This window comes from Microbacterium sp. SGAir0570 (assembly GCF_005491085.2).
In the GTDB taxonomy this organism is placed as follows: Bacteria; Actinomycetota; Actinomycetes; order Actinomycetales; family Microbacteriaceae; genus Microbacterium; species Microbacterium arborescens.
The window spans coordinates 824,035-836,986 of the sequence record NZ_CP027929.1; the positions used below are offsets into that span (position 1 = coordinate 824,035).

The following is a 12,952-nucleotide window of genomic DNA, read 5'->3' on the forward strand; positions in this document are numbered from 1 at the left end:
AGGGGAGAGTCTACGCGTCCAGCAATCTCCGACGTCGCGGCCCTAGGCTGTCCGCGGGGCCCGGCCGGGCATCCGATCACCGAGCGCGAAGGCACCCGATGACCGTCATGACCCGCACCGCCTCCGCGCACGCGTCGGCTGCCACCGCCGATGAGGGCGGGTCGTGGCTGACCACGCTCGCGGACTGGACCGTGTCGCTGATGGACACGATCGGGCCGGCCGGCGCTGCGATCGCCGTCGGGATGGACAACCTCTTCCCGCCGATCCCCAGCGAGGTCGTGCTCCCGATGGCCGGGCTGGCGGCGTCGCGGGGGTCGTTCACGCTCGCGGAGGCGATCCTGTGGACCACCTTCGGATCGGTCGCCGGCGCGTTCATCCTGTATCTCCTCGGCCGCTGGCTGGGCGCGGATCGCCTGCGCCGGATCGCCGATCGGATGCCGCTGGTGACCGGCGACGACGTGGTCCGGTCGGTCCACTGGTTCGAGAAGCACGGATCGATCGCGGTGTTCTTCGGCCGGATGGTGCCGCTGTTCCGGAGCCTCATCTCGATTCCGGCCGGCGTCGCGCGGATGCACTGGTGGAAGTTCGGCCTGCTCACGACGGCGGGCAGTCTCATCTGGAACTCCATCTTCGTGATGGCGGGCTTCCTCCTCGGCGAGAACTGGCACATCGTCGAGCAGTACGCCGAGATCTTCCAGACGATCGTGATCATCGTCGTCGCGGTGCTCGTCGTCTGGTTCATCGTCTCCCGTGTGCGCGAGCTGCGGCGAGGCCGCTCCTCGGGCCCGGGCACGGCACCCGAGCGCTCAGGGTCCGCATAGGAGCCGCCGCCGTAGACTGGAGACCGTGCCCGCAGCCCGTCTCCATCTCGTGCGCCACGGTGAGGTCCACAACCCCCGGCGCGTGCTCTACGGACGGCTGCCGCACTTCGGACTGAGCGAGGACGGCCGGCGCATGGCGCGCTCCGCTGCCGAGTACGTGTCGTCGCTCGACCGGCCCGTCACCGCCTTGATGTCGTCGCCACTGCAGCGCACGCGCGAGTCGTCGGAGCCGTTCACCGAGCTCTTCGGTCTCGACCCCGTCATCGACGAGCGGGTCATCGAGCCGCACAACGTCTTCGAGGGCCGTCGCATGCGCAACGCCCTCGTCAACCCCTGGAACTGGTGGCACCTGCGCACGCCCGCCACGCCGAGCTGGGGAGAGCCCTACCTCGAGATCGTCGCGCGCATGGATGCCGCGATGCGCGATCTGTGGACCGCGACGGATTCGGGCGACGTCGTGATCGTCTCGCACCAGCTGCCGATCTGGATCACCCACCTCGCGATCGCGGGGGAGCCGCTGCGCCATGACCCCCGTCGGCGCCGGTGCGCCCTCTCGAGCGTCACGAGCTTCGAGCTCGACGACGGGGGAGAGCGCGCCGCGTGGCGCGAGGTCGCGTATGCCGAGCCCGCGTCGACCGCGGGTGCCGTCGATGTAGGAGCCGTCTGATGAAGCGCCGCCTCGTGGCCGCCGTCCTCGCCCTCGGGCTCGCGGCAGGGCTCGCCGCCTGCTCGAGCCCCAACGACGACCTCGCCGGGCAGTACCGCGACGGCGACAACAAGGGGTTCATCTCGGGCGACGGCACGACCACGGAGATCCCCGAGGCCGAGCGCGGCGCCCCGATCGAGTTCACCGGAACGGCCGTCGACGGCTCGACGATCTCGAGCGCCGACTACGCCGGCAAGCCGCTCGTCCTCAACTTCTGGTACGCCCAGTGCGGGCCGTGCCGAGCCGAGGCGCCGCTGCTGGAAGAGGTCTACACCGACACGCAGGAGGTCGGCGCGGAGTTCCTCGGCGTCAACATCTACGACGGACCCGAGCAGGCGTCGGCCTTCGAGCAGAACTACGGCATCAGCTACCCCTCTCTCCTCATGCAGGGCGACGGTGAGCTGAAGCTCGCGCTCGCGGCATCCGCATCGGTCCAGGCGGCGCCCACGACGCTCGTGCTCGACACCGAGGGGCGGGTCGCCGCCCGTATCGTCGGGCAGCTGCGGGATGCCGGCATCCTGCGCACCCTCGTCGAGGACGCCGCGAAGGCGGGCGCCGGCGCGGGATCGTCGTGAACCCGGGCGAGATCGTCTTCGGCGGAGCCCTGTGGCTCGCGGTGCCGATCGCCGTGCTCGCGGGCCTGGTGTCGTTCCTCTCGCCGTGCGTGCTGCCCCTCGTTCCCGGCTACCTCGGCTTCCTCGGCAGTGCAGTCACCCCGCGCGAGCCCGCGGGGCGGGGCGCCGGCCGCGACGAAACTCGGAGAATCGCGCGAAGCTCGGAGGATGCCGAGGGATCGGTCCGCGTCTCGACGGATTCTCCGACGTCCGCGCCGGGCCGCGGACGCCTGCTGCTCGGCGTCGGACTGTTCATCGCGGGATTCACCGTGGTCTTCCTCGCCATGGGCGTCTTCGCGGGCACGGTCGGCCGCGTCTTCTTCGAGTACCAGGAGGTCATCACGCGCGTCCTCGGCGCCGTCGTGATCGTCCTGGGGCTCGTGTTCGTCGGCATGTTCGGCTTCGCGCAGCGCATCTACCGGCCGCAGCTGCGGCAGAACCTCGGCATCGCCGGGGCGCCCCTGCTCGGTATCGCGATGGGCATCGGCTGGGCGCCCTGCATCGGTCCGACCCTCGCCGCGATCCTCTCGATCGCCCTCAGCCAGGCCGACCCCACCCGCGCGGGGGTTCTCGCCGTCGCGTACTCGCTCGGACTCGGCATCCCCTTCGTCCTGCTGGCGCTGGGCGCGAGCTGGGCCACCCGCTCGGTGGCCTTCGTGCGCCGGCACATCCGCGTCGTGAACATCGCCGGGGGAGCGCTGCTGGTCGTCCTCGGCCTGCTGATGGTCACCGGCGTCTGGACCACGATCATGTCCGTCTTCCAAGGAGTGGTGGCCGGTGTCCCGACCTTCCTCTGACCAGGCCGATCCCTCGGCGCCGCTGCGACCGGGAGACCACTCCGACGCCCCGCAAGACAGCGGCGTGGATGGCGATCGCACGATCACGCAGCCCCAGCTCGGGATCGTCGGGTGGCTGCGGTGGGGCTGGCGGCAGCTGACGAGCATGCGCACGGCGCTCGTACTGCTGCTCCTGCTCGCGATCGCCGCCATTCCGGGATCGATCGTGCCCCAGCGCAGCGCCGACCCCAACGGCGTGACGCAGTGGCGCACCGACAACCCCGACCTGTATCCGATCCTCGATGCGCTGCAGCTGTTCGACGTCTACACCTCGGTGTGGTTCTCGGCGATCTACATCCTGCTGTTCGTCTCGCTCGTCGGATGCGTCATCCCCCGCACCAAGCACCACTGGCAGGCACTGAAGTCGCGCCCGCCCCGCACCCCCGTGCGCCTGTCCCGGCTGGCCGATCACCGCACGGTCGGCGTCGCTCTGCGAGAGGACGAGGATGCCGCGGCCGCGGCGTCGGCGGCCGTCGACGAGGCTCAGCGACAGCTGCGCAAGTCGGGCTACCGCGTCGAGCGCTACGACTCGGGCCCCGTGGCATCCGTCTCCGCCGAGCGCGGCTACCTGCGCGAGACGGGCAACCTCGTCTTCCACGGGGCGCTCGTGGGCGTGCTGATCTCGGTGGGCATCGGCGGCGGGCTGACGTACACGGGCCAGACCGTCATCGTCGAGGGCGACACGTTCGTCAACTCGCTCGGCCTCGGCTACACCTCGTTCAACCCGGGCCGCTTCGTCGACACCGACCAGATGCCCCCGTACTCGCTGACCCTCGACAAGTTCGACGTGACGTACGGCCCGTTCACCGGGGGACCGGGGCACGGGATGGCCGGTGACTTCCTCGCCCACCTCACGGTGACCGAGCCCGGGCAGGAGCCGCGCGACGGCGACGTGCGGGTCAACCACCCCTACGGGATCGAGGGTGACCGCGTATACCTGATGGGCAACGGCTACGCCCCGACCATCACCGTCCGCGACGCCGCAGGCGAGGTCGTGTTCAGCGAGGACGTGCCGTTCCTGCCGCAGGACAACAACATGACCTCGATCGGGGTCGTCAAGATCGCCGACGGGATGCCGAAGCAGCTGGGGTTCGCCGGCTTCTTCTACCCGACCGCTGCGACGCTCGAGACGGGCGCCATCGCCTCCGCCTACGGCGACCTCACCAATCCGCTCGTGACCTTCCGCGTCTACGAGGGCGACCTCGGCATCGACGACGGCACGCCCCGCTCGGTGTACACGCTCGACCCGACCGGCATGGAGCAGATCGCCGGCGGCGACTCGGGTGTCGCGTCGCTCGAGCTCGAACCCGGTCAGACCGTCGACCTTCCCGGCGGTCGCGGCACCGTGACCTTCGAGGACCAGCGCGCGTCGGGCGCCGAGGCAGCGGTCAAGCGCTACGTCTCGCTGTCGATCCACCGCGACGTGGGGGCGCCGTTCGTGCTCGTCTTCGCGATTCTTGCGACCCTCGGTCTGCTCGCGGGTCTCTTCGTGCCGCGCCGGCGCCTGTGGGTCAAGGCGACCCCGGCCGACGGCGCGATCCGCCTCGAGTACGCCGGTCTCGCCCGCGGAGAGGACCCCGCGATCGCGCAGGCGGTCGCCGACATCTCCCGCGGCCACCTCGCCGCCCTCGGGCGCGACGAGGTCGAGGTCCCGCCCGAGGCGGAGCGTCCGCGCCGTCCCCGCCCCGCCCGCGCGCAAGCGCCCGACGTAAACTGAGGATCATGCCCGAAGACCTGTCGTTGGATGCCGTCTCGGTCCTGCTCGTCTGGACAGCCGTGGCTGTCTACGCGCTGGCCTTCATCGCCTACGCGGTCGATCTGGCTCGTCGTTCCGACCTCGCGCTGAAGACCAAGGACTCCGTCCCGGCGGCCGCCGCTCCGGTCCTGGTCGGTGCCGGCGGCTCGCAGACGATCGGCGAGATCCGCGCCGCGGAGGCACAGGCCGAGCTCGCGCTCAACGCCCGCCCCGCCGACCGGCCGCGCCTGCTGTGGGCGCGCATGGGCACGACCCTGACGTGGATCGCGTTCCTCTTCCACCTCGGCGCCACCGTGCTCCGCGGCATCGCGGCCGAGCGGGTGCCGTGGTCGAACATGTACGAGTTCGCCCTCACCGGGCTGCTCCTCGTGGTGATGGTCTACCTCGTCGTGCTCTTCCGGTACGACCTCCGGTTCCTCGGCACCTTCATCACCGGTCTCGCGGTCGTGCTGCTGGGCGGATCGGTCCTCAACTTCTACGTCGCGGTGGTGCCGCTCGCGGACCCGCTGAAGTCGATCTGGCTCGTCATCCACGTCTTCGTCGCCTCGCTCGCGTCGGCCTTCTTCGCGCTGGCGTTCGCCCTGTCGATCGTGCAGCTCATGCAGGCGCGACGCGAGGCACGCGCCCTGGCCCGCGCAGGCGCAGACGCCGGGGATGCGGCATCCGCTCCTCGGCGCGACGGCGCGCGCTTCCTGCGGACGCTGCCGAGTGCCGACGCTCTCGAGTCGCTCGCCTACCGGTTCGCGATCATCGGCTTCATCTTCTGGACCTTCACCCTCATCGCCGGTTCGATCTGGGCCAACGATGCGTGGGGCCGGTACTGGGGCTTCGACACGAAGGAAGTGTGGACCTTCGTCATCTGGGTGCTCTATGCGGGCTACATCCACGCGCGCGCAACGCGCGGCTGGCGCGGCAACCGCAGCGCCTGGCTGTCGATTGTCGGCTTCTCGGCGGTGCTGTTCAACTTCATCATCGTCAACCAGTTCTTCAAGGGGCTGCACGCCTACAGCGGCCTGAGCTGAGCCTCGGGGCCGCCGCCCGGCCTGCGCCTCCGGTTGGCGGGTTCTGCCCGTACCTGTCGCGGGACGGGGCGTGAACTGCCACCTGTGCCATGCCGGTGGTGCGGGACCTCGCTTCGGTTGGGAGGATCCGCCCACTCGTGCGTCCTGAAGGGGCGCGAACTGCCGCCTGAACCTTGCGCTGGTGTGGTGGCCGCCCTCGACTGGCGGATCGGCCATTCCTGTGGGGTGAGGCCCGCCGCCCGAAGCTCACCGGGCCGCGGGCCCGGCCTCGCCCGGCAGCACGCGCCCATTCCTCTGGCGCGAAGGGGCGTGGACTGCCAACTGAAGCTCTGTGGTCCGTGGCCTCGCTTCGGTTGGCGGCGCGCGCCCATTGCTGCGGCGCGAAGGGGCGTGAACTGCCACCTGTGGCTTGCTGTGGTGTGCGGCCCCGCTTCGGTTGGCGGCGCGCGCCCATTCCCGTGGCGCGAAGGGGCGTGGACTGCCAAGTGAATCCCCGCGCCCGCCCCGCCCCGCGCGAGGCGGGGCGGGGGGCGGTGTCAGGCGGTGGCGGGGCTGAGCACGGCGCGCACCGACGTCGTGCGCGCGCGGGCGGTGACGATCACCGTGACCACGAGCGAGATCGCCGTCCACACGAGCAGTCCCGCGATCGCGGCGCCGACGCCTCCGGCCGAGGTGAGCACCGCGAGGAGGCCCTGGTAGGCGGATGCCGTCGGCAGCAGCCCCGCGATCTGCGAGAGCACGCCCGGCACGGTCGAGACGACTCCCGTGGCAACCGCGAGCACGGCGACACCGGCCGCGACCCATCGGCCCGCTCCGCCGAGCAGCGCCACGAGAGCCTGGTTCACCGCGGCGAAGGCGACACCAGCGAGGGCGGAGAGCCCAGCGAACGCGGCCCACGTCCACGGATCGTACGAAGCGGCGAGCTGCACGACGACGGCGACCAGCACGCCCTGCACGAGCCCCACCACGGCGGCGGGCGCGAAGGCGCGGAGCGTCAACACGAACGAGGGGCGCCGCGAGGTCAGCGCGCCGCGGGGTACGGCCTGCAGCGCGACGAACGATCCGATCGCGCCGAGCCACAGCGCCAGGCCCGTGAGGAGCGGAATGGCCGAGGCTCCGAACAGCTCGGCACCCAGGCCCTCGGCCTCGACCGGCGCCGCGACGACGCTCGCGAGGTCGGTCGCCTGCTGGTCGGTGTACGACGGCAGCGCGGCCGTCGCGGTGTCGAGGCCGTCGGCAAGGGTGCCCGTGCCGTCGGCGACCGTGCCGACACCGGTGGCGAGGTCGGTCGCACCGCCGGCCAGCTCGCCGGCGCCGGACGAGAGCTGCGCGGCGCCATCGGCGGCGGAGGAGGCGCCCGTCGCGAGCGCTGAGGCGCCGGAGGCCAGCTGGCCGCCTCCCGCCGCGAGAGCGTCGGCGCCGTCGGCGAGCTCGGTCATGCCGTTCGCGAGCTGTGTCGCCGCGCCCGCGGCCTGCTGCAGGCCGGCGATCAGCTCGGGCGCCGAGGCGGCGAGTCCCGAGACCTGTCCGGCGATCTGGCCGGACTGGCCGATCACGCCGGTGACCTCGGGGAGTGCGCTCTGCGTCCGCTCGGAGACGGCGCGCAGGGCATCGCAGACCTGCGCGGATCCGCCGTTCGCCTCGCAGCTGGCCGAGACCGCGGCGAGCTCGTCGGCCGCCTGCGTGACCCCGCTGGCGATGCGGTCGGAGTTCTCGGCGAGGTACTGCGCCCCGGCGACCGCCTCGGCGGGGATCTGGGGAACGCTCAGCCCGTTCAGCGACTGCGACAGCTGGGTCGCGAACTCGTTGGTCCCGCCCGCAAGGGTGCGTGCCCCCTGCGCCCAGGTGGTCAGGCCCGTCTGGGTCGCCGCGGCGCCGTCGGAGAGCTGCGAGGCACCGGTCGCGAGCTGGCCGACCCCGTCCGCGAGGGTTCCCGCGCCGCTCGCCAACTGGCCCGCGCCGTCGGCGAGCTGCGTCGCGCCGTCGGCCGCCTGCCGTCCGCCGTCGGCGAGCTGACGCGCGCCCGAGGCGGCGTCGCCGAGCTGATCCCCCAGCGTTGTGAAGCCGAGGAACACGTTCTCGAGGTAGACCGTCGAGAGCTGCGAGCCCATCAGCGACGTCGCCGCCTGCGTGATCTGGGCCGTGATGGCGTCGTCGACGACGAGGCTGTCGGGGGCGGTGTCGACCCGGATGGTCGCCTTCTCCGGCGTGCCGCCCGGGGCGGTCGAGGTGGCCGCCGCCGAGAAGCCGCTCGGGATCGTCACGACAGCGTCGTAGGTGCCGTCGGCGAGCCCGGCCCGGGCGTCCTCGTCGTTCGAGATGACCCAGTCGAGGTTGCTCGGGACCTCATCCGACCCGGCGACGAGACCCGCGGTCAACTGCCGGCCGAGGGGTGCGAGCTGACCGTTGATCTCGACGGCCTGATCGTCGTTGACGATGGCCGCCCGCATGTTGCCGAGCCGTTCGACGGGGTTGTAGAGCGCTGCGACCAGCACGCCGCCGATGAGGACGGGCAGCAGGATGACGCCCACGATCGTGAGCCAGGTGACGGGCTTGCGCGAGCGGGCGCGCTCGATGGGCAGAGTCATGACGAGATCACCTCGGTGTTCGGGTGCGACGGTTCGGACGCGGATGCCGCGGGTGCACCGTCGTGCAGGGGGAGGGTGTGGGGAGCGGGGCGGTGCGCTTCGGCGAGGATGTCGAGCACGCCGAGGTCGCGCCGCACGACGGCGACGACGGTGAGGGCGCCGGCGCCCGCGTGACGTTCGTCGAGGTCGGATGCCGCGTCGCGGAGTACCGCCGCGGCCTGGTCGCGGTCGGCGCCGGTCAGGGCGTCGAGCCCGTCGACGACGACGATCGCCGTGCCGCCGGCGGTAGCGCGACGCAGCTCGGCCACCGGGTCGGTCGTGTCGTCGAGCAGCGCGAGGCCGACGTGCGAGCGGACCCACGGCGCCCGCTCGGGCAGCAGGTGCCCGCCGACGCGGAGCAGCCCGCCGTCGACGCGCAGACGCCCGGAGACGGCGAGGGCGAAGGCCCGGCCGACACGGGGATCGGGGTGGGAGACGACGAGCGACTCGCCCGGCTCGACGCGGAAGGTCGCGTCGGAGAAGACCGCGGCGCGGCCGTCGTCGTCGGCGTGGACGGCGACATCCTCGCCGACCAGGGCGGCGGAGGTGTTCCGCTCCGGCCAGTCGCGCAGCGACAGCTCGCGTTCGACGGCCTCGCCCTCGATGTCGAAGTGGGGGAGGATGCGGTCGAGCCAGCGCGGCATCCACCAGGCCTTCTCGCCGAGCAGCGCCATGACGGCCGGCACGAGCGTCATGCGGATGAGGAACGCGTCGACGGCGATGCCGACGGCGAGCCCTAGTGCGATCGGCTTGATCGACGAGTCGCCCTCGGGGACGAACGCGGCGAAGACGGCGAACATGATGACCGCCGCGGCCGTGACGACGCGCGCCGATGAGGTGAAACCGGAGCGGACGGCCCCGACGGCGGTGAGGCGATCCGCGCGGCCACCCCGGTCTCGGCGGGCATGGACGTAGTCCTCGCGCATCCGCGAGACGAGGAAGACCTCGTAGTCCATGGCGAGGCCGAACAGGACGCCCATGAGGATGATCGGCATGAAGCTGATCACGGGCCCCTCCCGGGTGACGTGGAGCAGGTCGGCGAACCAGCCCCACTCGAAGACGGCGGCGACGACGCCGAAGGCGGCGAGCACCGAGAGCAGGTAGCCCAGCGCAGCCTTGATCGGCACCCAGATCGACCGGAACACGATCGTCAGCAGGATGAGGGAGAGCCCGACGACGAACACGCCGAAGGGCAGGAGCGCCTCGCCGAGCCGGTCGGAGATGTCGATGCCGACCGCGGTGAACCCGGTGACCTTGAGGTCGACGCCGTACTCGTCGAGCAATCGGTCGTGCTGTGCGCGCAGCTCGCGCACGAGGTCGGCGGTCTCGGGGGAGTCGGGTGCGGTCTCGGGCACGATCTGCACGAGCCCCGTGTCGGCGGTCTCGTTGGGGGTCGCGAGGGCCACCTCTTTCACGCCCGGGATGGTCGCGATGTCGTCGCCGATGTCCTGCATCAGGGTCAGCGGGTCGTTCGAGGTCACGATGGTGCCCGTCATGATCAGCGGGCCGTTCGCGCCGGGGCCGAAGTGCTCGGCGGTGAGGTCGTACGCCTGCCGGGCCTCGCTCGATGGCGGCTGCACGCCCGCGTTCGGGAGGGCGAGGGTCAGGCTCGCCGACGGGATCGCGACGACGCCGAGCCCCACGACGACCGCGATCGTCGTGACAAGGGGATGCCGCGTGACGCCGCGCACCCAGCGCTCCGAGAACGACCGGCGAGGTGCGGCCGGCCGCTTCCGCGATCGCTTCGCCCGGCGGGGCCAGCCGGCGACACGCGCCCCGGCGAATCCGAGCAGGGCGGGGGTGAGGGTGACGGCCACGACGACCGCGATCGCGACGGCGACGGCAGCGGCGATGCCCATCGTCGTGAGGAACGGGATGCCGGCGAAGCTCAGGCCGATCAGCGCGATGAGCACCGTGATGCCGGCGAACGCGACGGATGATCCCGCGGTTCCGGTCGAACGGGCGGCGGATTCCTCGGGGTCCATGCCTGCCCGCACCTGGTCCTGGTGGCGGGCGGCGATGAACAGCGAGTAGTCGATGCCGACGGCGAGGCCGAGCATGACCGACAGCAGCGGGGTCGTCGACGACACCGACGCGAACTGGGTGGCGACGAAGATCATCGACGTCGCCAGAGCCACGCCGATCAGGGCGCTGATCAGGGGGAACCACGACACCGCGAACGAGCGGAACGTGACGATGAGAACGAACAGTGCGACGAGCACGCCGATGACCTCGACGATCGACAACGCCGGGATCGAGGTCGAGAACAGGTCACCGCCGAGGGCGATCTGCGTGCCGTCGGGGAGGTCCGATCGCATCCGGTCGGCGACCGAGGTGAGCGCGTGCTTCGTCTCGGCGCTGACCGAGGTCGCCTCGCCGTCGAACTGCACGCGGACGATCGCGGCCCGATCGTCCTCCGAGACCAGGCCGGAAACGGTCTGGTCGAACGGATCGGTCACGGCCAGGACGTCGTCGCCGAGGTCTCCGAACGCCGTCACGGTGTCGGCGATCTCTCCGGAGAAGGGCTCATCGCGCACGCTCTCGCCGTCGGGGGCGACGACGACCAGCTGCGCGCTCGTGCCGCTCGCCTGGGGGAAGGTGCGGTTCAGCAGTTCCAGCCCCTCCTGCGCTTCGGTTCCGGGGATCGAGAAGGAGTTGTCGGTGCCCTTGTTCAGCAGTGCCGCACCGCCGCCGGCGATGACGAGGATCAGCAGCCATGCGGTGAGCACGCGCCAGGGGTGACGGAACGACCAGCGTCCGAGGGTGAACAGGAGTGTGGACACGGGCGCTCCAGGTCTGATCGATCGTCATGGTGTTCGATACAGCGCTGTATCCGATACACCAATGTATCCTAGGTTCATCACGCATCGGTCAGGCTGGACGATCGGTGTGAACACGAGGAGCACCATGGACGCCGAGGCACGCACAGCCACCCGCAGTCGCGAGAACACGCGCGCCCGGCTGCTCGATGCCGCCGCCGAGGTCTTCGCCGAGGTCGGTCTCGACGCGGCATCCGTCGAGGCCGTCTGCGACCGTGCCGGGTTCTCCCGCGGCGCCTTCTACTCGAACTTCGACTCCAAGGGAGAGCTCTTCCTCGCCCTGGTCGAGCGGTCCTCGAGCGAGAAGCTCGACCTGGTCGCCGACCGCGTCCGCACCCTCGATCGCACCGCGGCGCCCGATCCGTCCTTGCTCGTTCCGCAGATCGTCGACGTCTCGCTCGGGGGCATGGAGCCCCGGCTGGTGTCGGAGCTGCGCACGCAGGCGTTGCGCGACAAACGGATGGCCGAGGCCTACCTTCGCCTGCAGGACGGCATCGTCGAGCGAGTGCGGGTGATCGTCGACGACATCCGGAAGGTCTACGAGCTGCGCTTCCGGCTGCCGATCACGGAGGTCGCGCAGCTCATGGTCGATCTCTCCGATGCGACGTGCGAGCGGGCGGCGGTCGAAGGGCTCGGCGAAGCGGAGACGACGCGGCTGCTGCACGAACGCATCGGGCAGCTCGCGACCGCGCTCCTCGACGCCTGAGGTCTGCGCGATCTGCGGTCAGTGCTGTCGCGCGAGCACCGCGTGGCAGCGCTCGAGACGCTCACGCCACCACCGCTGCCGCTCCGCGGACGGGGCGAGCTCGGCGACGGCATCCCGGTCGACCGAGACCCGTCCGGTCGGGAGCTCGCCCGAGATGGGACGGAGGGCGGGAGTCGCGACGTCGGCGGCGAACAGCGAGGCCGTCCCCAGGCCGCAGTCGAATTCGAGATCGGGCAGGGCCGCCGCGAGGGCGACGCCCATCGACAGGCCGACGCTCGTGTCGAGGGCGCTCGAGACCACCGCGGGTAGACCTGCCTCTGCCACCAGGGCGAGCGCGCGCCGGACGCCGCCGAGCGGCTGCGCCTTGATGACGAGCAGATCGGCGGCGCCGGCCCGTGCCACGGCGAGCGGGTCGTCGGCCTTGCGGACGCTCTCGTCGGCCGCGACCGGGATCCCCATGTAGCGCACGCGGCGGCGCAGCTCGGCGAGTTCCGCCACGCTCGCGCACGGCTGCTCGACGTACTCCAGATCGAACTCCGCCAGGGCGTGGAGCGCGTGCTCGGCCTCGTCGAGGTTCCACGCGCCGTTCGCGTCGATCCGCACGCGCCCCTCGGGGCCGAGCGCCTCGCGGACGGCCCGCACGCGAGCCACGTCGTCGGCGAGCACCTGGCCGCGCTCCGCGACCTTGACCTTGACGGTGCGGCATCCGTCGTACCGCGAGAGCACCTCGGCGACGCGCTCGGCCGCGACGGCCGGAACCGTGGCGTTGACCGCGACGCGCTCGCGGACCGGCGCAGGCGTCGCGGTCCAGCCGAACTCGAGCGCGGCGGCCAGCCAGGTCGCGGCCTCGCCGTCGTCGTACTCGGTGAACGGAGAGAACTCGGTCCAGCCCTCGGGCCCCTCGAGCAGCAGTGCCTCTCGCACGTCGACCCCGCGGAAACGCGTCGTCAGCGGCAGCGCCACGACGTGCGACCGGTCGAGCAGCTCGGCCAAGGAGGGGAGGGGGAAGTCGGGGTCCACGCGTTCATCCTCCCACCGCGGCATA

Annotated in this window: 10 protein-coding genes; 7 read left to right on the forward strand and 3 right to left on the reverse strand. The window is 71.6% G+C overall.

What is annotated here, in order from left to right; all coding sequences use genetic code 11:
- Positions 1-98 precede the first annotated feature (98 nt).
- From C1N74_RS03805 to ccsB, 6 genes are read left to right on the forward strand one after another with little or no spacing between them, the layout of a single operon-like run.
- Entirely contained in the window at positions 99-821 is a 723-nt protein-coding gene (locus C1N74_RS03805; protein WP_023952214.1) for a DedA family protein, read from the forward strand.
- 25 nt (positions 822-846) lie between these two features.
- Positions 847-1,488, forward strand: a complete 642-nt coding sequence (locus tag C1N74_RS03810; RefSeq protein ID WP_137750003.1) for a histidine phosphatase family protein — start codon at positions 847-849, stop codon at positions 1,486-1,488.
- Positions 1,488-2,102, forward strand: coding sequence for a TlpA disulfide reductase family protein (locus C1N74_RS03815; protein ID WP_023952210.1), 615 nt, complete (start codon positions 1,488-1,490; stop codon positions 2,100-2,102). The genes C1N74_RS03810 and C1N74_RS03815 overlap by 1 nt, the downstream gene beginning before the upstream one ends.
- Complete coding sequence (locus C1N74_RS03820; RefSeq protein ID WP_023952208.1) at positions 2,099-2,938, forward strand: cytochrome c biogenesis CcdA family protein; 840 nt, start codon at positions 2,099-2,101, stop codon at positions 2,936-2,938. The genes C1N74_RS03815 and C1N74_RS03820 overlap by 4 nt, the downstream gene beginning before the upstream one ends.
- Entirely contained in the window at positions 2,919-4,694 is a 1,776-nt protein-coding gene (locus C1N74_RS03825; protein WP_137750004.1) for a cytochrome c biogenesis protein ResB, read from the forward strand. Before C1N74_RS03820 ends, C1N74_RS03825 begins: the two co-directional genes overlap by 20 nt.
- A 5-nt stretch (positions 4,695-4,699) precedes the next feature.
- Positions 4,700-5,755 (forward strand): c-type cytochrome biogenesis protein CcsB, encoded by a 1,056-nt coding sequence (gene ccsB / locus C1N74_RS03830; RefSeq protein ID WP_064956098.1) that lies wholly within the window; start codon positions 4,700-4,702, stop codon positions 5,753-5,755.
- 536 nt (positions 5,756-6,291) lie between these two features.
- Here ccsB and C1N74_RS03835 read toward each other — a convergent pair.
- Complete coding sequence (locus C1N74_RS03835) at positions 6,292-8,343, reverse strand: YhgE/Pip family protein (protein ID WP_137750005.1); 2,052 nt, start codon at positions 8,341-8,343, stop codon at positions 6,292-6,294.
- Positions 8,340-11,165 carry an MMPL family transporter gene (locus C1N74_RS03840; protein ID WP_137750006.1) on the reverse strand — a complete coding sequence of 942 codons (2,826 nt, stop codon included), beginning with the start codon at positions 11,163-11,165 and terminating at the stop codon, positions 8,340-8,342. The genes C1N74_RS03835 and C1N74_RS03840 overlap by 4 nt, the downstream gene beginning before the upstream one ends.
- A 124-nt stretch (positions 11,166-11,289) precedes the next feature.
- Between C1N74_RS03840 and C1N74_RS03845 the strand changes: the two genes are divergently transcribed.
- Positions 11,290-11,907 carry a TetR/AcrR family transcriptional regulator gene (locus tag C1N74_RS03845; RefSeq protein ID WP_137750007.1) on the forward strand — a complete coding sequence of 206 codons (618 nt, stop codon included), beginning with the start codon at positions 11,290-11,292 and terminating at the stop codon, positions 11,905-11,907.
- Between the two features lie 18 nt (positions 11,908-11,925).
- Here the strand turns inward: C1N74_RS03845 and C1N74_RS03850 are convergent, their stop codons facing one another.
- A complete protein-coding gene (locus tag C1N74_RS03850) occupies positions 11,926-12,927 on the reverse strand; it encodes an o-succinylbenzoate synthase (RefSeq protein WP_237049202.1) in 1,002 nt (333 codons plus the stop codon).
- Positions 12,928-12,952 lie beyond the last annotated feature (25 nt).